13 protein-coding genes are annotated in these 26079 nt (G+C 42.2%); 9 read left to right on the forward strand and 4 right to left on the reverse strand.

The genetic code is table 11. The features are described 5' to 3' along the window. Positions 1 to 107 precede the first annotated feature (107 nt). The 4 genes from rpmH to tsaB are packed head-to-tail and all read left to right on the forward strand — an operon-like array spanning position 108 to position 1674. Positions 108 to 266 carry a 50S ribosomal protein L34 gene (gene rpmH, locus ACWICE_RS17425; protein WP_093098370.1) on the forward strand — a complete coding sequence of 53 codons (159 nt, stop codon included), beginning with the start codon at positions 108 to 110 and terminating at the stop codon, positions 264 to 266. 60 nt (positions 267 to 326) lie between these two features. Beyond that, on the forward strand, positions 327 to 740 hold the full coding sequence (locus ACWICE_RS17430; RefSeq protein ID WP_185214350.1) for a ribonuclease P protein component: 414 nt from the start codon (positions 327 to 329) through the stop codon (positions 738 to 740). Further along, positions 703 to 957, forward strand: a complete 255-nt coding sequence (gene yidD, locus ACWICE_RS17435; protein ID WP_185214351.1) for a membrane protein insertion efficiency factor YidD — start codon at positions 703 to 705, stop codon at positions 955 to 957. The genes ACWICE_RS17430 and yidD overlap by 38 nt, the downstream gene beginning before the upstream one ends. 6 nt (positions 958 to 963) lie before the next feature. After that, positions 964 to 1674 carry a tRNA (adenosine(37)-N6)-threonylcarbamoyltransferase complex dimerization subunit type 1 TsaB gene (gene tsaB, locus ACWICE_RS17440; RefSeq protein ID WP_454298884.1) on the forward strand — a complete coding sequence of 237 codons (711 nt, stop codon included), beginning with the start codon at positions 964 to 966 and terminating at the stop codon, positions 1672 to 1674. Here tsaB and ACWICE_RS17445 read toward each other — a convergent pair. Both ACWICE_RS17445 and ACWICE_RS17450 read right to left on the reverse strand, forming a co-directional pair. Further along, positions 1669 to 2574 carry a CorA family divalent cation transporter gene (locus tag ACWICE_RS17445; protein ID WP_185214353.1) on the reverse strand — a complete coding sequence of 302 codons (906 nt, stop codon included), beginning with the start codon at positions 2572 to 2574 and terminating at the stop codon, positions 1669 to 1671. The two genes, tsaB and ACWICE_RS17445, sit on opposite strands and share 6 nt — an antisense overlap. Before the next feature lie 152 nt (positions 2575 to 2726). Next, complete coding sequence (locus ACWICE_RS17450; protein ID WP_093098363.1) at positions 2727 to 3338, reverse strand: OmpH family outer membrane protein; 612 nt, start codon at positions 3336 to 3338, stop codon at positions 2727 to 2729. Between the two features lie 201 nt (positions 3339 to 3539). Here ACWICE_RS17450 and gyrB point away from each other — a divergent pair, with 201 nt between their 5' ends. From gyrB to ACWICE_RS17475, 5 genes are all read left to right on the forward strand, one after another. Continuing rightward, on the forward strand, positions 3540 to 5498 hold the full coding sequence (gene gyrB / locus ACWICE_RS17455; RefSeq protein ID WP_185214354.1) for a DNA topoisomerase (ATP-hydrolyzing) subunit B: 1959 nt from the start codon (positions 3540 to 3542) through the stop codon (positions 5496 to 5498). A gap of 399 nt (positions 5499 to 5897) precedes the next feature. Then, the gene (locus ACWICE_RS17460; RefSeq protein WP_454298885.1) at positions 5898 to 7949 is read left to right on the forward strand and encodes a ComEA family DNA-binding protein; all 2052 of its coding nucleotides are present in this window, start codon (positions 5898 to 5900) and stop codon (positions 7947 to 7949) included. A 2-nt stretch (positions 7950 to 7951) separates the two neighbouring features. Then, positions 7952 to 10045 carry a ComEC/Rec2 family competence protein gene (locus ACWICE_RS17465; protein WP_454298886.1) on the forward strand — a complete coding sequence of 698 codons (2094 nt, stop codon included), beginning with the start codon at positions 7952 to 7954 and terminating at the stop codon, positions 10043 to 10045. Next, a complete protein-coding gene (locus tag ACWICE_RS17470) occupies positions 9975 to 11894 on the forward strand; it encodes a RecQ family ATP-dependent DNA helicase (RefSeq protein ID WP_454298887.1) in 1920 nt (639 codons plus the stop codon). The genes ACWICE_RS17465 and ACWICE_RS17470 overlap by 71 nt, the downstream gene beginning before the upstream one ends. A 143-nt stretch (positions 11895 to 12037) precedes the next feature. Continuing rightward, on the forward strand, positions 12038 to 14284 hold the full coding sequence (locus ACWICE_RS17475; protein ID WP_454298888.1) for a sodium-translocating pyrophosphatase: 2247 nt from the start codon (positions 12038 to 12040) through the stop codon (positions 14282 to 14284). Between the two features lie 72 nt (positions 14285 to 14356). On the opposite strand, the gene ACWICE_RS17480 is transcribed toward ACWICE_RS17475, so the two are convergent. Then, complete coding sequence (locus ACWICE_RS17480; protein ID WP_454298889.1) at positions 14357 to 20065, reverse strand: alpha-2-macroglobulin family protein; 5709 nt, start codon at positions 20063 to 20065, stop codon at positions 14357 to 14359. Positions 20066 to 20224: 159 nt separating this feature from the next. Beyond that, on the reverse strand, positions 20225 to 26020 hold the full coding sequence (locus ACWICE_RS17485; protein ID WP_454298890.1) for an alpha-2-macroglobulin family protein: 5796 nt from the start codon (positions 26018 to 26020) through the stop codon (positions 20225 to 20227). Between the last annotated feature and the right edge of the window lie 59 nt (positions 26021 to 26079).

Below are 26079 nucleotides of genomic sequence, written 5' to 3' on the forward strand. Positions count from 1 at the left end.
ATTTATTAGATTTAGAGTGTTGCGTATGTGTGAAATAAACTTTATTTTTGCATTCCTCTTTTGAGGGATAATTTGATTAAAAGTATTAAAACAAGCATAAAAGCGTCATGAAGAGAACATTTCAACCTTCGCAAAGAAAAAGAAGAAATAAACACGGATTCAGAGAGCGTATGAGCTCTGCAAATGGTAGAAGAGTACTTGCTGCTCGTAGAGCAAAAGGAAGAAAACGCCTTTCAGTTTCTGACGAAAGCCGTCACAAAGGTTAATCTTGCGCTCGCCGGTGATATAGGGACCGCGCTGTTTTAGCCGGCTTTATGGTCATCGTGATGAAAAAATATACATTTAAAAAAGAAGAACGATTATGTAGCAAAAGGTCTATTGACGATCTTTTCCATAATGGTTCTTCTTTTGTTGTATATCCTTTCCGAGTGGTTTACCTTAGCCAGCCCGCCAGTCCCGAACAGCAATTCCCCGCTCAGGTCATTACCTCGGTCCCCAAGAAACGCTTCAAAAAAGCAGTGGACCGAAACCGTATCAAAAGACTTACCCGGGAATGTTACAGGCTCGAGAAAGACAAACTCTATTCCTTTTTACAAGATCATTCCTTAAATTTGTTGCTGGCCATTCAGTACGTAAGTAATGAAAAGCTACCTATGGAAACGCTTCAGGGCAAGCTTGGTCAATTGATCGGTAAACTAGAACATGAAATATCTAAATCTAATCTGGGAGAAAGGAATTAAGTTGCCCATAAAGTGGCTTTTTTTGCTCATAATCAAGATTTACCAGCTATTTCTATCGCCATTGCTCGGCGCTAGCTGTCGATATTCCCCAACCTGTTCCCAATACGGCAAAGAAGCAATTCTTAAGCACGGCCCTTTCAAGGGTGGTTGGCTAACTATTAAACGTATTGCCCGTTGCAACCCTTGGGGTGGACATGGGCACGATCCAGTCCCTTAATTCACTATGTCAAATTCGTATATCCTTTCCATCGAGACTGCGACCAATCTGTGCTCAGTTTCTCTTTCCAATCATGGTCAAAATCTATGCAGCGTAGTCGGCAATGAGCCCAATCTTCATGCGACCAAACTGACCGTTTTCATCCAGGAATTAATGGATAAGGCTGGCATGTCCCTCGATCAGCTTGCCGCAGTTGCAGTAAGCATGGGGCCAGGATCTTATACCGGATTGCGAATTGGCGTCTCTACGGCAAAAGGACTGTGTTACGCCTTGGATATCCCGCTTATCGCCAATAATACCTTAGAAGCGCTAAAAGACGGTTTCATGGCCAAATATCCCCAAAGTGATCATAAGGTGCTACTGTTGCCAATGATCGATGCAAGACGGAGAGAGGTTTATACCGCAGTATTCCACACAGACGGAAGCCTGTATAAGGAAACTGAAGCCTTGATCATCGATGAACATACATTTGATGGATACCTGAACGATGGATACCGACTGATACTTTTCGGTTCAGGTGCAGATAAGTTTATGACTACGTTTGAAAATAACGATCAGGTTCAGGTCATTGCTGGCTTCGATTCCATTGCCAACTACCAGGATGAAGTTTCCTACAAGAAATTTGTGGATCAGAAATTTGAAGATGTGGCCTATTTTGAGCCTTTCTATCTCAAAGATTTTGTGGCTACTACACCCAAGAAATCGCCTTTATTATAACCATCTTTTCCTTTTGAACCAGATGTAGATCATCAGGGAAACCAAGATCATCAAGATCCAGACTGCAGGATAGCCTAGCAACCATTCCAATTCGGGCATATATTTGAAGTTCATCCCATATACCCCGACGATAAAGGTCAATGGCATAAAGAACACCGAGATAATGGTCAGGATGCGCATGATCTCATTGGTGTGGTTGGATTCTATGTTAAAGTAAACAGAAAGCAACTGAGCCGTGTTTTCAGCTATATTCCTATACAAGGTGTTCGTTCTGGAGTAAATGTCCCTAAGGTCCTGCGTATAGATGTTCTGGTATTCCGGCATATGGAAATAGTCCACAATGTCCTTGTACAGGGTTAGGATTATCTTGATAAGGTCTACCTGCCTTTTCAGGTAATAAAGCTTCATCAGGAAGGGTTTCCGCTTTCTGTGCAAAAACACGATCTCTTCATAATCATCCAGTTTCTCGGCCAAATCATTGATCACCAGGTTTTCGAAGGTTTTCAGCGATTGCGATACCAAGCTGTTGACCAGGCTCTTGCTGGACTTCAGCTTTTTATTGGTCTTGTCCAGTTCAATCAGTTCATTGAGCAATGGGATTTCATTCCTGTGGACCGTTATGATGAAATCTTCATCATAAAAGACCGAAATACGTAAGGTGATATCCGCTAAGGTATCCGAATTTTCCGGAAAGGAATCGGCAATGGAACGCAAGATCAGGAAGTGGTAATTGTCGAATTCCTCAATCTTGGGAAGGTGGCCAATTTCCAAACAATCCTTGATGGAAGCGTCGTTCAGGTCGTATTTTGCCTTGAGTTCGATAAAGTCCTCTAGGGTAGGGTCCAGGATCTCGTACCAATCGTAACCATTTTCTTCTTTTCGGAGGATATGTCGTACCATGTATTTCGTTTAAAGATGAAATTTAGTGAGATTCCATTAAATTACAAATTTGATTTGTAAGGCTAGGCATGCCTTTGACAGTTTTTTAGGGAACTGTAGGGCATAAAAAATGCCCCGATCTATCGGGGCATCTCCAAAATTTCCTTTACTGTTTATTTTTTGTCAGCAGCGCTTTTGTCTTTATATTCCTTGTTTAGGGCATCTAAAACTTCGTTTGTGATGTCCATTTTAGGATCAGCATACAATACCGCAGGATTGGTTTTTGAATAGGTCAATACCAATTTGTAACCTTTTCCTTCTGAGTGTTTCTTCAGGTGGTCGGTAATGGTGGTGTACACTTTAGTGAATTCAGTCTGTTCTTCTTGCGCAATGGAAGTAGATGCATTTTGGTCCATACGGCCAAGGTCATTTTGGTGTCTTACCAAACGCTCTTCTGTAGCTTGACGCTCCGAAGCGCTCATGGTCGCTGCTTTTTGTTGGTATTCAGCTAGTTCACGTTGGTAAGCTTGTCCTTTCGCTTGAAGGTCGCTCTGAGCTTTTTTCACTTTAGCTTCCAGTTTAGTGCGAACGTCTTTGAAATATTGGTATTTCTCAGAAAGAGTATCCGAGTTTACATATGCGATTTTGTCAGTAGGGTCAGGTGTAGTAGCGGTAGTTGTTGCTGCAGATGGTGATTTTTCTGCTTGGGTACTAGCCTGTTGATTACAAGATACGATTGCTGCAGTAGCAACAAGACCTAAGGTAATTTTTAATAGTTTATTCATTCTGTGTTTTATATTTCGATTTTCTTAATGACAAACCTAATATAAAAATTTCAATTATTCTAAAAACGCCGCTATTTCCTATGGAATTTAAATAGTGAAATAATGTTAATTTTGCTCGTTCACGTTGCCTTTTTTATTTGATTATTAGGGGAAAATTTCGTATTTTTGAAAGTTAATCAACAGTAATTTTAAAGGATTTTCATGAGCGAAGAAAATAAAAATGCATCTACGTATTCAGCGGATAATATCCAGGTATTAGAAGGATTAGAAGCTGTACGTAAGCGCCCTTCCATGTACATCGGTGATACAGGCGTAAAAGGCCTACATCACTTGGTTTATGAAGTAGTCGATAACTCTATCGATGAAGCTGTTGCCGGTTATTGTAACGACATCGTCGTAACCATTCTAAAATCTAACGGTGTATCTGTACGCGACAATGGTCGTGGTATTCCAACAGGAATCAATAAAAAAGAAAAGAAATCGGCTTTAGAGCTTGTAATGACTGTATTGCACGCCGGTGGTAAATTCGACAAGGATACCTATAAGGTGTCCGGAGGTTTGCACGGTGTGGGGGTTTCCTGTGTGAATGCCCTTTCCACTCATTTACGCGCTGAAGTACATAGAGAAGGTAAGATCTTTGTCCAAGAATATGCACAAGGAAAACCTCAGGCTGATGTAAAAGAAATCGGTACCAGTGATGTCACAGGGACCATTGTTACATTCATTCCTGACCCGGAAATCTTTACCACTACTACCGTATATAACTACGATACCTTAGCAAACCGTCTTAGAGAGCTTTCTTTCTTGAACAAAGGCATTAAGTTGACCTTGATCGATGAAAGGGAAATCTTGGACAATGGCGAGTTTAAGAAAAATGTATACCTGTCAGAGGGTGGTCTTCAAGAATTCGTGAAATTCCTGGACGGTAATAGAACCGCTCTGATCCCTGAACCAATCTATGTGGAAGGTATCAAACAAGGGGTTCCAGTTGAACTTGCCCTGCAATACAACGATACGTACTCTGAGAATGTTCATTCTTATGTAAATAACATCAATACCATCGAAGGTGGTTCTCACGTTGCTGGTTTCCGTAGAGGATTGACCCGTACCCTGAAGAAATATGCTGACGATTCGGGTCTATTGAAAAACTTAAAAGTCGAGATCACCGGTGATGACTTCCGTGAAGGACTTACTGCGGTAATCTCGGTAAAAGTTGCAGAACCTCAATTCGAGGGACAGACCAAAACCAAATTGGGTAACTCGGAAGTAATGGGTGCCGTAGATGTTGCCGTAGGCGAGATCTTGAGCTCTTATTTGGAAGAGAACCCGAAAGAGGCTAAGCAAATCGTTCAGAAGGTAGTGATAGCTGCCCAAGCACGTGCTGCTGCGCGTAAGGCAAGAGAATTGGTGCAACGTAAAACCGTAATGGGTGGTTCCGGACTTCCTGGAAAACTGGCCGACTGTTCGGATAGGGATCCTGAAAGATGTGAGATTTTCTTCGTCGAGGGGGACTCAGCGGGTGGAACGGCGAAACAAGGCCGTGACCGTGCTACTCAGGCCATCATGCCTTTACGTGGTAAGATCTTGAACGTGGAAAAAGCCATGGAACACAAGATCTATGAAAATGAAGAGATCAAGAACATGTTCACTGCATTAGGCGTGTCGATCGGTACTGCCGAAGATTCCAAGGCCTTGAACATTGATAAGCTTCGCTACCACAAGATCATCATCATGACGGATGCCGACGTCGATGGTTCGCACATTGCAACCTTGTTGTTGACTTTCTATTTCCGTTACATGAAAGAATTGATTGAACGTGGCTATGTCTATATCGCTACTCCACCATTATATTTGGTGAAGAAAGGTAAAGATTTCGAATACGCTTGGACCGAAGATCAGCGTCTGGCAGCAATCCAACGCTTAAAAGGTGCAGGTAAAGAAGATAGCGTACATGTTCAACGTTATAAAGGTCTTGGAGAGATGAACGCTGAGCAGTTATGGGATACGACCATGGATCCTGAAAAACGTACGCTTCGCCAAGTCACCATTGAGAACGCAGCTGAATGTGACCGTATCTTCTCTATGCTAATGGGTGATGAGGTTGCGCCACGTAGAGAGTTCATCGAAGCGAATGCACGTTACGCAAAAATAGATATCTAAGAATAGATAAAAATATAAGTTTCACAGAGTAAAGGTGGTCAGAAGTAATTTTGACCACCTTTACTTTTTCTTAACATGGATTTGCCATGAATTTTTCCCCCATTCTGATTTTGGTCTTATTCGGGACATATTCGGAATTTTCGCAATATGGCCCGAACATGCCTCGAATAAGAGTAAGGTAAAGTTTTCCAACTTTTTTCGATTTTTTTATTTTTCAACCCTATTTTTCTTTAGGTTTTTTCCCCTTTCCCTGTCCTGATCTTCAGCTGTACTTTACCAAAAATTATTTTACAGTACCGTACCCTTAGCCTTAGTTTAAAATTGAGATCATTCCCGATTAACAGAGGGAAACGATATTTAGCATGAAAACCCGAGTGTGGATTTGTATTGCTTTTTTGAATGAATAGTATATTTCGTTGTTTGCTTTCCCATTTTGCCCTATGTCTTTTTTCATGTTCTGTACTTGCCCAAAATGAAAGTGAAACCGAAGAAATAATAGTCAACCAGATTCTGGATGAAAGTGAAGTAGATGCAGGTCTTTCCGACTATGCAGAAGCTTTATCTCAATACTTAAAGCGACCTCTGGATTTGAACAACGTAACAGCAGCGGATCTAAATCAATTGATTTTCCTTTCACCATTTCAGGTACAGCAGATCCTGCTACACCGCGAGAAAGCTGGACCATTTATCTCTACCTTGGAACTTCAGGCTATTCCAAGCATCAATCTAGAAACTTTAGAAAGACTGCTTCCCTTTGTCAGGGTCAATGAAAACCTTTTGGATGGAGATGGGCATTGGCGCGAATTGCTCAAGGATCCAGGTGGATCTTGGATGATGACCTATTCCCGTGGATTGCAGGTGCCTAGAGGTTATGAGATTGCCGATCCTAAGCGCTCAAGGTATTTGGGCAGTCCAGACAGGATCATCAACCGTATCCGCTGGAATGCCCGAAAGAAGCTTAAGGTCAGCCTCAACATGAAGAAAGATGCGGGTGAACCCTTTTCGATAAAGGGTAAAAAGATGGGATTCGATTATTATTCAGGATCGATCTTGATCAATATGCTAGGACCTTTTGAGCAGATTGTTGTGGGCGATTATCTTTTACAGTTTGGTCAAGGCCTTTCCTTATGGAATGGATCTGTAGTGGGTAGGTCAGCATCTGTTGCAAACATTATGCAACAGGGATTGGGGATCAGGCCGCATACAGGAATGATGGAAAGTAAATTTATGCGTGGCTTGGCGATTCGGATCAAGAGGAAAAGCTTTGAGCTAAGCCCTTTTTTTTCCTACAATAACCTCTCGGCCAGCCTAAATACCGAAGGCAAAGAACCCTTTGTCGAGCGCATCAATTATTCTGGATTACATCGAACGCCCACTGAATGGAAAAATCGAAAAAGGCTCGATCAAATGGTTTACGGAATTCAGGTGGGTTATGTGAATGAACGTTTTAAAGTAGGGGCAAATCTTTTGAATACGCAATTCAGCTTACCCCTAAAGCTAAATACGAAAGCCCACAGCCGGTATAGATTTGAAGGTCAAAATTTACAGAACGTTTCTGCCTACTATCAATACAATCTATACAACATGTTGCTATTTGGAGAATCAGCACATTCCATTGGATCAGGCTGGGCCCATAACCATGGATTGATAGCAGCGCTGGGAAGGAAGTTTTCTGCTTCCATTTCCTATAGGGATTATGCGAAAGATTATCATGCTTTTTTTACTCAGTCTCTTCAGGCACAATCTCATTTGTCCAATGAAAAAGCCTGGAGCCTGGGTTTCGCCTTTCAACCAAACCGGAAAATAGAATGGATGAATAGCATAGACTATGTAAAATTTCCTTGGATGAAATTTAGGACCAAAGAAGCTTCCTATTCCTTCCAGGGACGCATCCAAATAAGTTATATCTGGTATAAGAAAGGGCATCTGCGATTACGGTATCAATATAAATTCTTTCAGGAGAACTATCGTGCTACGCAGAAGGGACCAATAGCTGTGGCAGATGTAGCCAGGCAACAGGCGAGGCTGATCTTCCTGTACAAGCTCAATAATTCGGTACAGATTGGACATCAGATGGAAGTGAAAGAGTTCCATAAAAGCAACTTGGGGAAAAAGCATGGTTTCATGGCATATCAAGATTTGATCTGGAATAAACCTACCTGGCGGATCGGGGGGAACCTCCGCTTGGCCTATTTCAATGCCGAATCCTACGAATCGCGATTATATGCTTACGAAAGGGATGTACTGTATGGATTTTCATTTCCATCTTATTTTCGAAAAGGCTTTCGCGCCTACCTCAACCAAAAAATGAGACCTATTAAAGGAATTGATATTTGGCTCAGGTATGCCCTGACACATTATCTAGGTCAAACGCAGATAGGCTCTGGCTTGGATCAGATATCGGGGAATATAAAGTCGGATATAAAATTGCAAATCCGTTATTCCTGGTAAACATGGAAATCCAAGAATTAAAATTAGAGCAGATTCCCTTCTTTCGGATATGTTTTTGCTTCGGACTTGGGATATTGGTCTCCTTTCAGATCCATTGGAATTATGCCTATTTCCAAGGATTGGCACTATTGATCCTAATGTTGTTTGTTCTCCTTCTCCTGTTTTGGGTGCGGAAAAAATCAAGGAATCTTTACTATCTTATCTATGTCCTATTATTTCTGTTGGGGGTCTTGAGCCTTGCGATAAAAATGCCCAAAGAAAAAGTCGATCTATCCAAAACGCTGATCTATTCAGGGAAATTATTGGAAGAGCCAAGCAGAAAGGGTCAGGTTTTAAGAAGTAAGCTTGAACTGAATTTTCAACATCTTCCTTCAGGTCCAAAACCAAAGAGTATCCTGGTTATGGCCACTATTTGGGATAAAGATTCCAGCATAGTCCATTTGCACAAGGGCGATATCATTGGATTTAGAACCAAGATTAAGGAATTGGATCCAGCCTTTAATCCAGGACAGTTTGACTATTCAAAATATTTAAATGGGAAGGGGATATTCTACCAGGTCTTTATCCCAATAGACCAATTGTTGCGACTGAAAATTGCCAAGATCAACAGGTTTGAAAGCTGGGTTTTGCAATATCAGGAAAGGCTCCAGATGAACTTCAGAAAATTTATCAACGATCCTTCAGCCTTTCAGATTGCCAGTGCGATTACTTTTGGATATCGCTCCGACATGGCCGATGAGCTGATGGAAGTGTTCTCTAACACCGGGACCATTCATGTACTGAGTGTATCAGGCATGCACGTCGGTTTGATGTTCTTGCTTTTGACCTGGATATTAAAACCAATAGATCGCCTAGCACATGGTCGAAAGGCAAGATACCTTCTAATTCTCTGTTTTATATGGTTTTACGCACTGATCTGTGGATTTGTCCCCGCCGTGCTGCGAGCAACATTAATGTTTAGCCTGTACTTGATCGGACATTGGCGAGCTCGGGTCGTCCTATCATTAAACACGGTCTTTTCCTCTGCATTTCTTTTATTGGTTTTTGACCCCTTTATGCTTCTTGATATAGGTTTTCAGCTTTCCTATCATGCAGTTATTGGAATCCTGCTGTTTATTCCCGTACTCCAAGGTTTATATTATACATCCCACATATGGATCAATAAGCTATTGGACCTGTTATATATTTCCGTTGCAGCACAATTATCAACAACTGCCTTGGCAATTTTCTATTTCCAGCAGTTTCCCACCTTCTTTCTGTTTTCCAACCTTTTTATCAGCCTGCCATCTACGGTTATCCTTTATTTAGGCATGGGGCTAGTCGTTTTTTCAATTGAAGGGATAGGAGAGATCCTTGGCAATCTCTTGAACGAATGCATTTTGTTTTCCTACCAAATCCTTAAGTACATTGATTCCATTCCTTTTTCCAGCATCAAAGGAATGGTAATAGATGCGAAAGTAACCTTTCTCTGCTACTTAGGTCTTGCCTTTCTTTTTATTGGATTTCAGAAACAGTCGAAAATATTTCTCTGCACTTCGGTCATTTCCTTTGTCATGCTATTTTCCATGGTCCTAAAAATAAGGCTGGATCATCGATCCTTTCGGGGAGTAAAAATCTATAATACAAGAAAAGAGTTGAGCATTGCCTATATCAATCGTGCAGATGTACTGCTCTTGAGTACCTGTGATTCTCTTCAGCATAAAAGCCTGCAGTTTTCAGTATTGCCAGATTTAAAGAAGTATGTGGATCCAAAAGATATTCAGTTTGCCAGCTTGAAGGTTAAGGATGAAAACCAATGCCTACATCTCTATGATGATATGGACCTATATATCCAAAATACCAAGGTCCATGATCACCAGGCTTCCAAGATTTTATTGCTCAGAAAGAATGCGCAGCTACCGAGTGAATTGAATGCTTCTATGTGCATTTTGGATGGGTCCAATTCAGATTGGTATATCGAGCAGACAGTGGCAGAATTAAAAAGGGTAAACAGGGCTTATTACATATTGAAGGATAATTTTGCGTATGTTTGGGAGAGTAATCAAGATGGAAAAAACGAGCTTATCCATATTAAAGGAGTTCTGGGGATACGATAAATTCCGTCCCTTGCAGGAAGAGATAATCTATGAGATCCTGTTGGGAAATGACACCTTGGCTTTGATGCCAACCGGTGGCGGGAAATCTATTTGTTTCCAGGTACCTGCCATGCTCCAAGAAGGGATCTGCATCGTGATCAGTCCATTGATTGCTCTGATGAAAGATCAAGTCGAAAATCTACGCAAGCGAAATATTCCAGCGATTGCCATTTATTCAGGTATGTCGCATCGAGAAGTGGATATTGCATTGGACAACTGTATTTTCGGCAATATCAAATTCCTCTATTTGGCACCGGAGCGATTGTACAACGATATGGTCCAAGAAAGGATTCGCCACATGAAGGTGAATCTGTTTGCCATTGATGAGGCCCATTGTATTTCGCAATGGGGATATGATTTTCGCCCATCGTATCTGGAACTGATCAAGTTAAGGGAATTACAACCCAAAGTTCCGATACTGGCCTTGACCGCCACCGCTACCCCTAAGGTCGTTGAAGATATACAGGAAAAATTAGGATTTGCGAAGCCAAATGTACTCTCCAAGAGTTTCCGAAGGGAAAACTTGGGTTATATGGTTTTCAAGGAAGACAATAAGATGGGTCGGATGTTGAAGATCATCTCCAAGGTCGGTGGAACGGGAATTGTATATGTAAGGAACCGTCGGGAAACCCAAGAGGTGGCTCGCTATCTGTTGAACCATGGTATACCGGCTGATTACTATCATGCCGGATTGGATATGCAAAGCCGTTCCAAAAAACAGGATGCTTGGACCAGTAACCAGGTACGGGTCATTGTAGCGACCAATGCCTTTGGGATGGGAATAGATAAGCCTGATGTACGTTTTGTCATTCACCTGGACATTCCAGACTCCCTAGAGGCCTATTATCAAGAAGCTGGAAGGGCAGGTAGAGATGGAAAAAAAGCATTTCCAGTCTTGTTGTATCAACAAGCTGATCGAAATGAACTCTGGGAAAATATAGATTTGAGCTTTCCGGATTTTCAATATATCCAACAAGTCTACCATCATCTCTGTAATTATTTCCAGATTGCGTACGGTGCTGGGAAAGGGTTGACCTATGATTTTGATGTGGTCGATTTTGCCAAGAAATATAAGCTGGATGTGGTCAAGACCCTGAGCTCCTTGAAATTCCTGGAAAGAGATAAATGGTTGTCATTAAGTGAAGCGGTGTATATTCCGGCAAGGATTAAATTCGAGGTGGATTTTCAGGAGCTTTATAAATTTCAGGTCCAGAGTGCGCAGTATGATCCATTGATCAAGGCCATCTTGCGGATTTATGGTGGTGTATTTGATTATTATGTCCCGATCAATGAATTTGAAATTGCCAAGAAGTTAAGCAAGCCCTATGAAGAGGTTGTTCGGATGATGCGGTACCTGCAACAACAGGAGCTGATGACCTATGTGGCCAAGACTGATTCACCACAATTACAATTTTTACAGCCAAGGGTGGACTATAAGAACCTCTACATCGATACCGCGTTTATTGCAGAACGAAAACTGATCAAAGAGGATCAGGTAAAGGCCATATATCATTATCTGGACAGCAAGGATTGCCGGAGTTTGAGTTTGCAGCATTATTTTGGAGAAGAAGCCAAGGAACCTTGTGGCGTATGTGATCTCTGTGTGGTCCGCGAGCATAAATCGGGTTTGGCCGAGTCTATAGAAAAGAAGATCCAGTTCCTATTGCTGGCAAAGCCTATGTTGCTTCATGACCTGATCGAAGCTATTGAGATAGGCAAAGATGAGGACCGCCTCAAAGTCCTCCGAAAACTATTGGATTCCGATGAAGTGAAATTGGAAAACGAGCACTATAGTTGGAATGCCCTCTAACCAATTCCAGCATAAAAAATCTTAAGCATAAGTGATTGTTCCTCCAAGGTTTATCGATTGAGTACAAAAACAAACAAGTTTTTGTACGCTTGTATATTGATAAAAAAATGTGTTATCTTTAATACTAACCAAATAAACTTTGTATGGAACAATTTATCATCTATTTACCAGCAGCACTCGCTGTATTGGGTCTGTTATTTATGTTTGTCAAAGCAGGATGGGTTGGTAAGCAAGATGCTGGCGACGGCAAGATGCAATCCATTTCCAAGAGTATCCAAGAGGGGGCGATGGCTTTCCTAAAAGCGGAGTACCGAATCCTGTTAATTTTTGTTGTGATCGCCTCGATTGCACTTTTTATCGTTTCTACCTTGGTAGAGACTTCCCATTGGATCATTGTCGTTGCTTTTGTCTGTGGTGCCTTTTTCTCGGCTTTGGCAGGGAATATCGGGATGCGGATAGCGACTCGTGCCAATGTCAGAACAACCCAAGCAGCCAGAACCAGTCTACCACAAGCCCTAAAGGTTTCCTTTTCTGGAGGTACCGTTATGGGATTAGGCGTAGCCGGATTGGCGGTATTGGGATTGAGTATTTTCTTTCTGTTGTTCCTTAAGATGTTTTTGTCCGAGGGTGGTAATTTCTACCTGGAGATGACCGTTGTTTTGGAGGCTCTGGCAGGCTTTTCCCTAGGTGCTGAGTCAATTGCCCTATTTGCACGTGTTGGTGGTGGTATCTATACCAAAGCAGCAGACGTTGGAGCGGATTTAGTGGGTAAGGTGGAAGCTGGGATTCCAGAGGATGATCCTCGTAATCCGGCAACCATTGCCGATAACGTTGGTGATAATGTGGGTGACGTAGCAGGGATGGGGGCCGATCTATTTGGGTCTTATGTAGCAACCGTATTGGCATCTATGGTGCTGGGAAACTATATCATCAAGGACATGTCGGAAGTAAATGGATCGCAGTTTACGGATGCATTTAATGGCATGGGACCGATCTTGCTTCCTATCGTGATTGCAGGAGTAGGTATTTTAGCCTCTATTATCGGTACATTCCTGGTTAAGGTTTCATCGAATGATGCCCGCGAAAATCAAGTACAGAAGGCCTTAAATATGGGGAACTGGACATCGATCCTATTGACGGTGGTTGCTTGTTTCTTTTTGATCCAGTATATGTTGCCAGAGGTTATCCAGATGAAGTTTTTTGGTGAAGGCTATCAGGATGTCCCTCGAATGAACATATTCTATTCAACCATTGTAGGCTTAGCCGTTGGAGGTTTGATTTCATCTTTCACGGAATACTATACCGGTTTGGGTAAGAAACCAGTTTTGAATATTGTACAGAATTCTTCTACCGGTGCAGCGACCAATATTATTGCGGGATTAGCAACCGGTATGAAATCGACGGCTTCTTCAGTTATCCTATTTGCATTGGCAATTTGGGGTTCATACGAACTGGCGGGTTTCTATGGCGTGGCAATTGCGGCTTCAGCGATGATGGCGACCACAGCGATGCAATTAGCCATCGATGCTTTTGGACCAATTGCTGATAATGCCGGCGGTATTGCGGAAATGAGCGAATTGCCAAAAGAGGTGCGTCAGCGTACGGATGTTTTGGATTCGGTGGGTAATACTACAGCTGCGGTAGGAAAGGGTTTTGCCATTGCTTCAGCAGCATTGACCGCACTCGCTTTATTTGCAGCTTATGTGACTTTTACAGGAATTGATGGTATCAATATTTTTAAGGCCGATGTATTGGCTGCCTTGTTTATTGGTGGTATGATTCCGGTTGTATTCTCCGCTTTGGCGATGCAATCGGTAGGTAAAGCAGCCATGGATATGGTGAACGAAGTGAGAAGGCAATTCCGTGAAATTCCAGGCATCTTGGAAGGAACAGGTCAACCTGATTATGGAAGATGTGTGGATATTTCCACCAAAGCCGCCCTGCGCGAAATGATGTTGCCGGGTGCCATCACCATTATCACGCCGATCATTGTTGGGTTTGTGATGGGAGCAGAGGCATTAGGAGCGTATATGGCGGGAGTTGCGGTTTCCGGAGTCATGTGGGCAATCTTCCAAAATAATGCCGGTGGTGCTTGGGATAATGCCAAAAAATCCTTTGAAGCTGGTGTTATGATCAATGGTGAGATGACCTTTAAAGGTTCAGATGCCCATAAAGCAGCTGTAACCGGTGATACCGTTGGTGATCCATTCAAAGATACTTCCGGTCCTTCCATGAATATCTTGATCAAATTGACTTGTCTGGTAGGGTTGGTGATTGCTCCAATCTTGGGCGGACATCACCTTGCAGAAAATGCAAAGAAGGATAAGGTAGATAATAAAGAAAAAGTGGTTATGGTTGATCATAAACCGGTAATCACGAAAAACAAATAAGCATTAAACCTTTCTAAAATAAAAGCCCTCTGTCATGCAAATTGCGACAGAGGGCTTTCTTTTTTTATGTGCTTACTTTACAATCGTGATGACCTTGTTATCAGATCTTGCATTCACGGTCGGGTCGTACATGCTTTCGATGTTGGTTATACCGGAGCTGAATTCACCTAGGTTATTGGCCTTGACCTCGTACTCGAAAGTCCTTTTCCCTTTTTGCAGGGCGTTGAAGAAGTAGTTGGTCGATGCGTCCTTCAGGGTGAAATAGTAGTTGTTCCTCCAGCTGTAGCCCGAAGGTACGAATACAGGTTCCACGCCTGCAGGTCGGCTGTCCTTCAGGTGCACATATTCCAGGTCCTGGTCGTTGATGACGGTGATGATCACCTTGATCTTTTCGCCCAGTTTTGCCTGATTGCTCTCCACCCATTTACCGTTCCGCTCTACCATGTACTGTTTGCTGACCTTGATGTCGTTGGTCGATGCCTTCACTTCGGACACAGGAAGGAAGTACTGATGGAAAACTCCACCGAAGACCGTGCGGTCGTTGTGGTTCTCGATCTGTACGGACCTGTTGCGATCAAGATCCTGCTTATTGAAGGTCTTGGAGAACTGTCCCAGTACCACCGAGTCCATCTTGGCGTTCTGTCCGTCGACCAGTACGGTTACGGCATTGTCCAGGTTGAAGTCCTTTGGATTGTTGGCCAGCAACAGGCTATAGATGGCATCCACGGTCATCCAGGTGTTTCGCCAATAGTTGGCTTCCTTGCGGAAGAAGATCCATTGGCTGATCGGATTGAGCTTGCTCGGATCATGGAGCTTGTATGCCTCCAGCATATAGCTATGCAGGCTGATATCGTTGTACTGCTTTCCGTTGCTCTCCCAGTACATGCCCTTGTCGGGATCCAGGATGACCTCCTGTTGGATCCTGTTGCGGATCTCGTTGGACTCCTTGGACTCACCGAACAATTGGTTGACGATCCATGCCTTTGCGGCATAGCCGGCAGGACCCTTGGCGGTGATGATCGGAGCCTTGGCGATCTTGGCCCGAAGGACCTTGCCGTTATTTTCAGGCACCTTGACTTCCGAGTTCCAGAAGTGGCGTGCATATAGATAGTCCAGTGCGATATTGGCGGATGCCTTTTCCCTGGTTATGCTGCTGTCCTGGTCCAAATAGGTAGCCAGGCGTCTCATGCTGCCGTTTATCTGCGGGTTCACTAGGTTGTGGTCCAGGTAAAATACCTTGCCAACGACCTCCAGTATCCGCATGGAGATATGGGTATCGGACTTCCCGCCTTCGAACCAAGGGAAGGACCCATTGTCCAATTGTCCACGGAGCAGTTTCTGCTCGATGCCCTTGAGCTCGGTCTCGATATTGGAATTGAACAGTTCGGCCAAAGCCTCCAGGCGCTTGCTGTCATGCTGTATGTCGCGTAGCCAAGGCATTTCCTGCAGCTTCAGCTCGTTGAGCTGGGCATTCTCCTCCAGTCTGCTCTTGGTATCCTTTACCTTGATGGACCTGAAATAATCGGAAATGGCAGGGTAATGCTTGCCTATGTACTGAACCATCTTGAGACCGAACCATTTACTGCTGGACTGTTCGGTACATTCGTAAGGGTAGTTCTTGAGGTAGTCTAGGGCAGAGATAATCTCCAGGATCGGGTTGCTCTGTACCTGTACCTTGGCCTGTAGGTTGTCCTTGCCGGCAGAAGCGATGCTGAAGTCCTGTTTTTGGCCGGCCTTCAGGGCGATCTTCTCTGTCTGGGAAACCAGCACCTTGTTGGACAGTACCGGCAGCTCCACGATCTCACCATCGGAATGTTCCCCGCTTGCCGCAACGATCTTGACCTGCACGCTTGGGTACCCTTCAGGTACCTTGAGCTTCCAGGACACCGTTTGGTTGTTGTCCTTTTCTACGCTGAAGTCGGTCGTGATGTCGCCCAGCACGAACCGTTCGCTGAGGTCGGCATTGTCGACCGGGTTGATGATCTCGATCTTGGCCTTGCCCTGCTGCGGCTTGCCGCTGAGGTTCTGTACCTGGGCGATGATCTCGATCTGGTCGGATTCGCGGAAGTACCTAGGCAGGTTGGGACGTACCATCAGCTGCTTCTGGGTCTGTGTATAGAACTGTTCGGAGCCCACCTCGAGGTTCTTGCCATGGGCGAAGAGCATGAGCTTCCACTTGGTCAGGGCCTCGGGACTGTCGAACTCGAAACTGATGTTGCCCTCCTTGTCGGTGTACAGGTTCGGGTAGAAGAAGGCCGTTTCCTGAAGGTTCTTGCGCGCTTGGACCTGGGAGAGGTCTACTCCTTGGTAAATAGGTATTAACTCATTCATGCCAGGATTCACATTTTTCGGAGCGAATTCTCCTCTTGGAATATTATCAACTTTATTTAAATATGCTGGGGTCCAAATCGCCTCAAATTCATACACCCGATTATTATTTTCCAAGAGAGAAATATCACCTTGATCTAATGTCAAGGTATTCCACAAACTGAAACTATTTAGTTGATGGAATTTTAAATCATTCATAGGAATGTAAATATGGATATAGTCTTCTTCATCTCGAGCATTAATCAGTGTAAAAAAGGCATTATGCCTTACCTCATATCTATATGGATAGCTCGTCAAATTCCATTTGTTAGTGTAACTTTTTGTAAAAAATTCATTCAGGGAAAAATCATACATGCATGCAAATACGGAAGCTGGGATAGCTTTATCATTCAGTGATATATTAAAGCTCCATTTTTCCTTACTTCCAGGAAGGATTTTATTTCTAAAGGTATTTGCACTAATTTTTAGGATGTTGTTTTCCTTATGTAATGGTATTTGTATGCTAAGGTTTTCAATTTTATTTTCATTGATCAATGTAGCTTGAAACTGATAGTATTTCTTGATTTTTAGACTATCCAATAAAAAAGAATAGGATGCATGACCATTCTCAATAGAAAGGATAATGGATTCAAGTTTATGCTGGTTAGTAAAAGGCACTAAAAGAACCTCCTTTGCATTTTTTAAATCAGTATAAAAGTCAACTTTTACCTGATCGTTGATTTGATAGTTTTCTTTATCAAAATTGTAGACTAAAAAGTTTTTATTGCCCTTCTTCCTAGTTTTGGAATCTGCTAGCTCAAAGCTGCGATATCCTAATAAGGCAGAATCAGGGACATTAACCACTTTAATGTAATATCTTCCCGAAGAAAACAATGTTGGATCAACCTTTATGGTAGGAGAAAGGCTGCTGTCAAAGGGATAGGTAGCTACAAGGGTGTCGTTTTGAGTTTCAAAATCTTTTTTGGTTACCCTTGTTGGGAAATACTTGATGTACTCCTCAGGCGAAAACACATGAAATTCTATTTCATCCAGGAATTTAGTGGAATACAAACTGTTTGAATAGGTGTTCCCAATGGTAGTGAAATCCGGTTTTTTGAAGATTTGAATTTCACCGGAAAGATTCACCTTTTCTTGGTTTTCATTTTTACCAATTATTTCTATCTCATCAAATTTGCTGGCAAATAATTTTTCTTCATCCAAATTTATTTCCGCGGTGCCGAGAATATCCGAATATATATAATGCGTATATGCTTTTTGGGATTCGCCGGTAGGGCTTGTTGCATAGGTGTTCAATAAAATACTATAGCCTTTGAAATTTGCGAAAAGGGTGTCATTCAAAGGAACCCTAATTTTAAAAGTTCCATCGTTTTCGGTTTGCAAAGTACCTGCAGGAAGATTTATATATTTTGTACTTGGGTCATGTGTAATTACAGTAATGGTATACGAAACTGTAGTAGCACCTAAGACTACTCCAGAAAATGATTCTACCAATCCTGTGAACTCCGCCGTATCTTTTGACGTATAGGTATCTTTAATTTTATTGAGGTAGATCTTAAATGTAGGCCTTTTGTACTCTTCTACTCGGAAAGATGAAGAGGAAATTGACTGATTTCCTTCTTTGATCATGATCTGATAGAAGCCAAGTGGGGATTTTTCAGGAAGAACAAATTCTCCATTTATGGAGCCGAAACTATCTGTTGTTTGGACCAGGGAGTCTATTATTTGCTCATTTGATGTTTTTAATAGTACAGTCAATCTTTTTCCGGCTAGGATTTTTGCTGCATACATGTCATTTTGGTAACTGATCACCTTATATAGAACTTTTTGTCCTGGTCTATAAATACTTCGGTCAAGAAGCGTTTTTGCCTCGAAATCTAATTCATTAGGAGAGCTGTCTTCCTCCGAAAAGTTTTTGGTTTTATGGTAAACGAGGTGTTGATTTTCTTCAGGAAGGAAAATGCCTATATCGTCACTATAGAATTTAACTGAATCTGCTGGGATAGGGAGTGAAATTTCTCCAGCATGATTTGTACTCGCTGTTATTAGGCTAGTCTTTCCATCCTTCAACTTAAGGATTTGAAGATCTTTCTTTTTATAAGACTCGCCATTTTTGCGATTCACGAGGTAAGTTGAAAAGATATCGGCCCCAAAAGGGTCTTTTTCGATTGCGGTTTTAAAGAAATAATCTGTTACTTCAAATTTGGACGCTGTTACTAATTTATTGTCGTCATTATTTTCAAATTCAGGATTGTTTGAAATCAAGATTCGATATTTTCCGGCGCTTAGTGGGTTTATTTTATAGTAAGTGGTGTGGATTTCGAAGTCATCAAAAGGTTTCAATGCTACTTGTTCCGTATAGATTTCTTTTGCTTTGTTATTTATATCGCTTAATCCAACTTCTGGACTTGAATAATAATCCAGATCATTTTGGAATTTGAATACTTTCAGATATATCTTGTCAATATTCCTAATGGAAAGAACTATGGGTACATATTCATTGGTTGGTATGGAGGAGCTGTGCTTAAGGTTCAATTTCAAGCCATTGAAGAGGTTAATCAATGAATCTAAATCCGTTGTCCAAGGGGAATTTGGGTACAGTCTTTTAGCCTTCTGTAAATATCGTACTTGTAATTTAGGATTTTGAGATCCTAATTTTGCTGCCAATAAAGTATAGATCTGGGCATTGAATTGACTGTTGGTTTTTTGAATGATACCTTCGTAACCTTCAATAATACTCGACGTATCTCGGTTTTCAATATAGAGGTTCTTCGCCAGGATATAGGCAGTTGCATCCTCTAGGCCCTTCCTCTTATTATAGGCTAGAACATCCGTTAGAAGTTTATTGTAAAGATCCAGATTTTTCTTTCTGTCGTTAAGTAAAAACCTTAAATATGTATCAAGATTGAAATGGTATAGTGTCGGGTGAATAGAAAGCTGTTTGGAATCTTCCCATAGGGATTGCCATTTTTCCATGGGTTGTTTTAGGAGAGATTCCTTATCAGCAATGGATTTTTTGAGGAGACTATCAATGATTTCAAATTTCCTCATCTTGGTTGAACCTAGGAACTCATTATTAGTACTGGATGGGTTGTCTTCTACATTATTAAGAAGAAACAAGGCATAAGCTTGATATAGGACTGCTCTTTGAACATTGTTTTTCCCTTTTAGATTTCTTATAAAATGTTGTTCAATTTTTTCGAATAGGTCAACAGAAGTTTCATTCTTCCTTAGCCCCATGGTTTCCGCAAGAACTATCTTTACTTCCAAGGCATCATCTTTTTTTCCTTGTGCAGATTTCTTTAATTCATTTATTATTGGGATGGCTTCATTATAATTTCCAATGACTTCTAAACGGTTGATTTCTTTCCATTTTTGTTCGATTTCTCTTTCGTTGATCTGTCCAAAAGCTAAAAACGGAAGGATAAACATTGATATTTGTAGGATTCTCTTCATGAATTAATAATTGGCTTTCTTAATTAATGATGCGAGAAATTAATTTTTTCACAAATTATTTTTAATAAACTTTATGAGGACTAGGAAGGGAATATGTCCTATAAAAAGGGAAAGGGCAATTTGATATCAAATTGCCCTTTCCCTTTTTATTTAATTCTTCTATTTGACAATCGTGATGACTTTGTTATCAGATCTTGCATTCACGGTCGGGTCGTACATGCTTTCGATGCTGGTAATTCCGGAGTTGAATTCACCTAGGTTATTGGCCTTGACCTCGTACTCGAAAGTCCTTTTCCCTTTTTGCAGGGCGTTGAAGAAGTAGTTGGTCGATGCGTCCTTCAGGGTGAAATAGTAGTTGTTCCTCCAGCTGTAGCCCGAAGGTACGAATACAGGTTCCACGCCTGCAGGTCGGCTGTCCTTCAGGTGCACATATTCCAGGTCCTGGTCGTTGATGACGGTGATGACCACCTTGATCTTTTCGCCCAGTTTTGCCTGATTGCTCTCCACCCATTTACCGTTCCGCTCTACCATGTACTGTTTGCTGACCTTGATGTCGTTGGTCGATGCCTTCACTTCGGACACTGGCAGGAAGTACTGATGGAATACCCCTCCGAATACCGTGCGGTCGTTGTGGTTCTCGATCTGTACGGACCTGTTTCGGTCAAGATCCTGCTTGCTGAAGGTCTTGGAGACCTGTCCCAGTACCACCGAGTCCATCTTGGCGTTCTGTCCGTCGACCAGTACGGTTACGGCATTGTCCAGGTTGAAGTCCTTTGGATTGTTGGCCAGCAACAGGCTATAGATGGCATCCACGGTCATCCAGGTGTTTCGCCAATAGTTGGCTTCCTTGCGGAAGAATATCCATTGGCTGATCGGATTGAGCTTGCTCGGGTCATGGAGCTTGTATGCCTCCAGCATATAGCTGTGTAGGCTGATATCGTTGTACTGCTTGCCGTTGCTCTCCCAGTACATGCCCTTGTCGGGATCCAGGATGACCTCCTGTTGGATCCTGTTGCGGATCTCGTTGGACTCCTTGGACTCACCGAACAATTGGTTGACGATCCATGCCTTGGCGGCATAGCCGGCAGGACCCTTGGCGGTGATGATCGGTGCCTTGGCGATCTTGGCCCGAAGGACCTTGCCGTTCTTTTCAGGTACCTTGACTTCCGAGTTCCAGAAGTGGCGTGCATATAGATAGTCCAGTGCGATATTGGCGGATGCCTTTTCCCTGGTTATGCTGCTGTCCTGGTCCAAATAGGTAGCCAGGCGTCTCATGCTGCCGTTCATCTGCGGGTTCACTAGGCTGTGGTCCAGGTAGAACACCTTGCCAACGACCTCCAGTATCCGCATGGAGATATGGGTATCGGACTTCCCGCCTTCGAACCAAGGGAAGGATCCATTGTCCAATTGTCCACGGAGCAGTTTCTGCTCGATGCCCTTGAGCTCGGTCTCGATATTGGAATTGAACAGTTCGGCCAAAGCCTCCAGGCGCTTGCTGTCATGCTGTATGTCGCGTAGCCAAGGCATTTCCTGCAGCTTCAGCTCGTTGAGCTGGGCATTCTCCTCCAGTCTGCTCTTGGTATCCTTTACCTTGATGGACCTGAAATAATCGGAAATGGCAGGGTAATGCTTGCCTATGTACTGAACCATCTTGAGACCGAACCATTTACTGCTGGACTGTTCGGTACATTCGTAAGGGTAGTTCTTGAGGTAGTCTAGGGCAGAGATAATCTCCAGGATCGGGTTGCTCTGTACCTGTACCTTGGCCTGTAGGTTGTCCTTGCCGGCAGAAGCGATGCTGAAGTCCTGTTTTTGGCCGGCCTTCAGGGCGATCTTCTCGGTCTGGGAAACCAGCACCTTGTTGGACAGTACCGGCAGCTCCACGATCTCGCCATCGGAATGTTCCCCGCTTGCCGCAACGATCTTGACCTGCACGCTTGGGTACCCTTCAGGTACCTTGAGCTTCCAGGATACCGTTTGGTTGTTGTCCTTTTCTACGCTGAAGTCGGTCGTGATGTCGCCCAGCACGAACCGTTCGCTGAGGTCGGCATTGTCGACCGGGTTGATGATCTCGATCTTGGCCTTGCCCTGCTGCGGCTTGCCGCTGAGGTTCTGTACCTGGGCGATGATCTCGATCTGGTCGGATTCGCGGAAGTACCTAGGCAGGTTGGGACGTACCATCAGCTGCTTCTGGGTCTGTGTATAGAACTGTTCGGAGCCCACCTCGAGGTTCTTGCCATGGGCGAAGAGCATGAGCTTCCACTTGGTCAGGGCCTCGGGACTGTCGAACTCGAAACTGATGTTGCCCTCCTTGTCGGTGTACAGGTTCGGGTAGAAGAATGCCGTTTCCTGAAGGTTCTTGCGCGCTTGGACCTGGGAGAGGTCTACTCCTTGGCCCTTATTCTTTAATTCTTCAACTTGTGCCCTAAGATTAGGGTCTTTTAGTTCATCATATAAGGATACAGTTTCTTCCGTTACTTCACGTACATCGGCTACTGCTTCAATATTGACAGCAGATACTTTGCCTCGAAGAACTCTTTGCATACCATTTGCTGCAGGGGCTGATCCAGCTGCATATTGAACTTGATCATCATAATAATTATGCAGACTATTGATGCCGCGATTTAACCAATAGGCATCCCACAGGCCATAATTGTTTACTATAGGTAATTCATTGCCAACTGCATTGATAATTTTTTCATTGAATCCAAAGGGACTTGAGGCTGATGAAGCATAGAATAAATTGGTAAAATTATATCGCCTGTAATAGGATGGGCTATACCTGTCAAAAAAGGTTGGGAAATAATTAGCTCCAAAAACGTCTAATGACATGTCATACATGGTAGCCAATACCTCGGATGGAATGACCTTGTCCTTTTGCAAGATGCTAAAGCTCCATTTCTCTTTTGTTCCCGGCGTAATTTTGTCTCTAAAGCTGCTGATTTTAATTTTTAAATCTTGATCATCAGTTCGCTTAGGAGCGCTGATGAATTTATTTTCAATCTGGTTGTCTACAATTAATATAGCGTCTAATTGATAACCTCGTGCAAACTTTTCCTTATCAAATTTGAATTCATAGGTTGCTCGGCCATTCTTTACAGGAATGGTAAAGGTCTCTTGTTTACCAAAGGAGTTACTTGGAAAAAGAAAAATCTCCTTTGCATTAGGGACATCTGTATAGAAATTTAATTTGACCTGTTCATCCAGACCATAATTTGGTTTATCAAAACTGTATGTGAGAAAGTCATGATCGCTGCTCTTTTTGGTTACAGGGTCGAAAATGCTCACATCTGCTTGACTTCTTATGGTATCTTTTCCTTGGATTGAAATGACCTCAACGTAATACTTTCCTTTTGGAAACAGGTTGGAATCTATTTTCACAAGGCTCGTATCCCTTGTGTCAAAGGAATAGGTTTTTACCAATTCTGTTGGTTTCTTGATGATTAAAGACTCATCAAATGAGGTTGGGAAAAGTTTTTTGTACTCTGCATTACTGAAAATATGGTAATCTACATTTTTAAATATATTGTCATATTGATCCGGTAAAGCAATATTAGGCTCAGGATACTTATAGATTTTTATCTCACCTGTCAAGGGCAAGGGCTGGTTGTTTTTATTCACGGTACTGATGAATAATTTATTCCATTTACCTGCTTCTTCTATTCTTGGACCTTGAATATTGATTACCCAAGGCTTATCCGAATAGGTGTAAAAAACAGATGCTTGCTGCATTTCTCCGGTCTGATTCACGACCTCAGCAGTTACACTGATGTTGAAATCTTCCAATTTATTTAATGCGGTATCTTCCAGTGGAACCTTGATGGTAAATTTACCTTGCTCATCAGCGATTATTGAACTGTCGGCTAATGTGAAATTGGTATAATTACGACCATAGGAGTTTATTCGAACTTTGTAATTCACCGAAGCACCTACAAGTGGCACACCGGAATAGGATTCTACTTTTCCTATGAATTCGGCTATATCTGAGCGTTTATAGGTTTCCTTATTGGGTTCAAATTTAACACTAAAGGTAGGACGCTTATACTCTTCCACATTTAGGTAGTGATAGCCAATTTGGTTTCCTTTATCCATAATCAGGATATTGAACCCACCCGCCAAGGTATTGGCTGGGATTTGAAGTTCTCCATTTACAGAACCAAATGCATTGCTGGTCAATGACAAGGAGTCTACCTTCTGACCGTTGGCATCCTGAAGTATCACATCTAGTTTTTTACCTTCTATTACTTTTCCACTTAATGAGCTGTTGTTATAAACAATTCCTTTGAAGTAAAGCTTTTGACCGGGTCTATAAATCCTTCTATCGGTTAGGATCTTGGTATTGAACCTAACCCTATCCTCTTCTTTCTCGATCTGCGAAAAGCTATAATTTAAAGGAGCAGCCATGTCGATGATCTGCTTTTCCTCGGCAAGGTAAAGCATCGCCCCAGATTGATAGCGATAATATGAATCCTTATTGATATCTACTGAAAACTCTCCATTCTGATTAGTTTTCATCTTATGGACCAGCTTTGGTGTTTTTCCTGAATTTACATCATAGATCTCCAACGATTTATCAGCATAAGGCAAACCCGTCTTTCGATTGATCAGCAAACCTTTGAAAAGATATTCTGTATTCTTCCCTTTCTCCAGTTCTGTGTAGTTAAATAAATCCGAAACAATAAAACTTGATGAGGACACGGTATTGAATAGACCATCAGCTTTGAATTCAGGATTGTTTGAAATAAGGGCTACATAATTGCCAAAAGGAAGAGCATTTATCTTGTAAATGGTAGAATGTCGTTTATAATCATCAAATGATTTTATTGGAATTTCCTCTGCATACACCTCCGTCGCATTTACCTCTACTTTTTTCGTTATGCTATCTAATTTTACTTCAAATTTCTTATAGTTTGTTGGGGTATTGGTCACATTGAAAACTTTCAAGTAGAGTTTTTCCGCATTTTTAAAGGAGAGCTGGACCGGACTGTTGACATTGGAAGGATTAATCTGCTTATTATAAAACTGTATTTCCACACTTTTAAATCGTTGATCCATGAGCTCAACATCCTTGATCCAAGGTGATTTTGGATACTCTTGTTTTGCTTTGGCTAGATATTCAACTGCCTTTTTTGTGTCATTATTGTTGTGCAATGTTTCTGCAATGATGGCATAGATGAACGCGTTATAATCGCTCTTGTTTTGGGCAATTACGTTTTTCAAAGCATCATCATAGCCGTCTTTTTTTTGATAGCTAGGGGAAATATTGTTCACCATTAGATAGGAGGTCGCATCAGCGTATCCTACTTTTTTATTGATGCTGAACAAATCTTCTGATATATTTTTGATTTTTACTGCATTTTTTACCCTGTTCCCTCGCAAGAAAGCGAGGTATGCATTACTATTGAAGTGGTAAAGGGTAGGACTGAGGCTAAAATTTTTGCTGCTGGAAAAGAGAGATTTCCAATCTTCAATAGGTTGTTTCAAGAGAATGTCTTTGTTCTCCAAGGATTTATTAAACAGGGAGTCCAAGATTTTATACTTGGTTTCTTCATCTGCCTCTAAAAATTTATTCTTGCTTTCGCTGTAGTAATCGGTATTGCTTCCTAAATACTGGGCATAAAAACTATAGAGTAGACTTCTTTGAACCCCCTCTGCTTGGTTGATGTTGTTTTGGAAGTGTTTGTCTACTTTATCGAAAAGATCTTCTTGTGTCGTATTGACTTGAAGCAATTGGCTCTCTGCAATAATCGCTCGAAGCTCCATTGGGCCATTTTTAGATTTTTTGGCGTAAGTTTTTATTTCATTCAGAAGAGGGGCTGTCTGTTCATAATTCCCAATGGAAATTAGTCTGTCTACCTCTTTCCATTTTTCTTCTATCATGTTTGTCGTTTTAGATTCTTGACTGAATAGCAGGATGGGTGAAAGTGCGAATAATAGGATGAATAATTGTTTCATATAACATAAACCTTAATGTTCATAACCTTGTTTTTGCAATGGATGCAGAAATGGAGCTG

Source organism: Sphingobacterium sp. NPDC055346, from assembly GCF_053645235.1.